The 2269-nt window shown below is 35.1% G+C and carries 3 protein-coding genes; all 3 read right to left on the reverse strand.

Translation table 11 applies throughout. The features are described 5' to 3' along the window. Positions 1-152 precede the first annotated feature (152 nt). Positions 153-680 carry a hypothetical protein gene (locus tag HMPREF3277_RS00425; RefSeq protein ID WP_003762521.1) on the reverse strand — a complete coding sequence of 176 codons (528 nt, stop codon included), beginning with the start codon at positions 678-680 and terminating at the stop codon, positions 153-155. 225 nt (positions 681-905) lie between these two features. Beyond that, positions 906-1373, reverse strand: a complete 468-nt coding sequence (locus tag HMPREF3277_RS00430; RefSeq protein WP_003762528.1) for an SMI1/KNR4 family protein — start codon at positions 1371-1373, stop codon at positions 906-908. Positions 1374-1388: 15 nt separating this feature from the next. Beyond that, positions 1389-2269, reverse strand: an 881-nt coding sequence (locus HMPREF3277_RS13215) for an RHS repeat-associated core domain-containing protein (protein WP_210401140.1), incomplete at its 5' end; no start/stop codon positions are given.

The raw sequence follows: 2269 nt of genomic DNA on the forward strand, positions 1-2269 counted from the left end.
TGAGTTGGCCGTTTTCGTTGTAGTCGAAGCAGGTAAGTGGTGATGTATAGAGGAAAAGGTCGTCTGAAAACATATTTCAGACGACCTTGATATTTTATTAGATCTCAACTCAACCTACGGCTTATTTTAGATTTTATTAAATAGTCGAGTTTTTAACAAATTGACATAAAGCCTTCGAATGTTTTAGGCCAAGGTGTCCTGTTAAAACATTCCTTTAAGATTTTAGTGTCATTGGTCAAGTTATAAAATACTTCGAATAAGTCTTTTCCTAGTAGATATATATCTCCTACAAAATCTGTTGCGTATATATTAAATTCATTAGGTAAATCTTCACTATATATATCCCAAAATAAATAATAACCTGACTCACTTTTAGCAAATGGTTCCATTCGTTTCATTAAATCTAATGATTCACCTGGATAATAGTCAATATATTCGTTAATATTATTTATATATGTTGATTTTATATCTTCGCGAGCATTTTGCCATGAATCATGAAACTTAGGATTTAGAGGGATGTAAATTAAGTAATTATCCAATACCCTTCCCCAGCCAAATTGTGCTGCGAAAGATTGATAAGAATAAGGAAATGATTTGCTATTTGCAAATTTAAATTCTTTCAAGTATTTTTTATCAGCCAATACTTGAGAAGTATTCAATATTTTCAAGTCATAATCCATGTTGTATTTTCCTATTTCAAAATTTTGTTAGTTAAGTTGATCTGAATATTTTAACTGGTAGTTGCTCTATATTGCGGTAAATCGAGGCTGATGGCTGACCGACTTTCCCATCCATACTTCCTCCGGTATTTTTGGATGAAAATTATAGAGAAAGGTCGTCTGAAAATTGATTTCAGACGACCTTAAGGTTTTGTTGGGGTTCAATTCAACCTGCGGCTACTATCATTATAAATAGTTAGAATAAATTTTAGGAATTTCTATTTTCAAAAAATCTAAAAAATTTTCTGCATATAAATCATGATTACCCGTGGATAAATCAAAGCAATAAACTTCTTCATTTGCCTTATTGTTTATAACTTTAAAATAAAAAAATCCTATATCATTAACTTCTAGAAAGAAAAGTTTATCATGATTATCTTTGTTATAATTAATGTTCCAGTTATAAGTATAGAAAATATCCTGATCAGCATCATCTCTATACTCAGGAGGAAATACTGTTTTGATTAGTTCGCCCCATAATGTTATGGAGTCGTAATTTTTAATAAACCATCGATAGTATTCAGGTAGTTTCAGATTAAATTCCGACTCCCCAGCGGCAATCCAACCTTCATCAATTGAATTATTTATTCTACATATAGAATTTGGTAGCTTATTAAGCATTTCGGTTATTTGTTTAATTAATTGAGTATCCATAAAAATCTCCAGTTTTTAATCACATGTTCTTCCAAAGTCTTTTGCTCTTTCTTTCCAGTATGCAGAGCGATAATTATCAAATTCAGCAGCTAATGTCGATGGGGTTCCATCGTTATTTCTTCTAAAACTCGGAAATCTTGGAAGAGTTTGTGAGCGTTTGTTTGGATTTCTTGGGAAAGGAATATGCAATATAGCTGTATATTTCGTATGTATTGTCCAAGAAACCTCTGCCAAACTACCGCGTTTTCCATTTCTTAGCACTTCTTGCTGGGTAAGATGATGTAATTCAACAGATTTACCATCTTTACCAATAGGAGCCATTCCTTCACACATCCTATCTAAATTAGTACCACATTTATATCCTGTTGGTGATGTAGCATCCTTCCAACTAACTTTTCTAGTAGGAGTAAATAAAGTGTCATTTTTATATACTCTTCTACCTAAAACTTCTGTTTTTGTCCATCTACTCCATCCTAATGCATCTATCCATTTTAGAATATTGGGTGCGAAATGGTAGAAATTATCCCCACCCATCAACCCAATCGGATCCTGATTCACAAACCTCCCAGCATCAGGTTCGTAATACCTGAAGAAGTTGTAATGCAGCCCCGTTTCATGGTCGGCATACTGGTTTTGCAGGCGGAAGGGCTGGTATGCGCTATCTGTTACCTTGGTTTCCTCTTTCAGACGTCCCCAGCCGGTATAGTTGCCGAACCACAGCAAATTGCCGTCCTTATCGGTCATCTCACGCGGGATGCCGATTTGGTCGCAGTGGAAGTAGTGGGTTTGTTGGCGTTTTTTGCCGTCTTTGGTTGTCCAATCGCGGATTTGCGCTAAAGGCTCGTAGGAATCCGGGTCGGTATAGATATAGGTATATCTGCCGTCCGGGTGGATTT

Source organism: Neisseria sp. HMSC70E02, from assembly GCF_001838645.1.
In the GTDB taxonomy this organism is placed as follows: Bacteria; Pseudomonadota; Gammaproteobacteria; order Burkholderiales; family Neisseriaceae; genus Neisseria; species Neisseria macacae.

What these genes read in the sequence shown, in the direction of transcription:
- HMPREF3277_RS00425 (WP_003762521.1), bottom strand. Translation starts at nt 680, where the DNA reads ATGGATTATGACTTGAAAATATTGAATACTTCTCAAGTATTGGCTGAT.
- HMPREF3277_RS00430 (WP_003762528.1), bottom strand. Translation starts at nt 1,373, where the DNA reads ATGGATACTCAATTAATTAAACAAATAACCGAAATGCTTAATAAGCTA.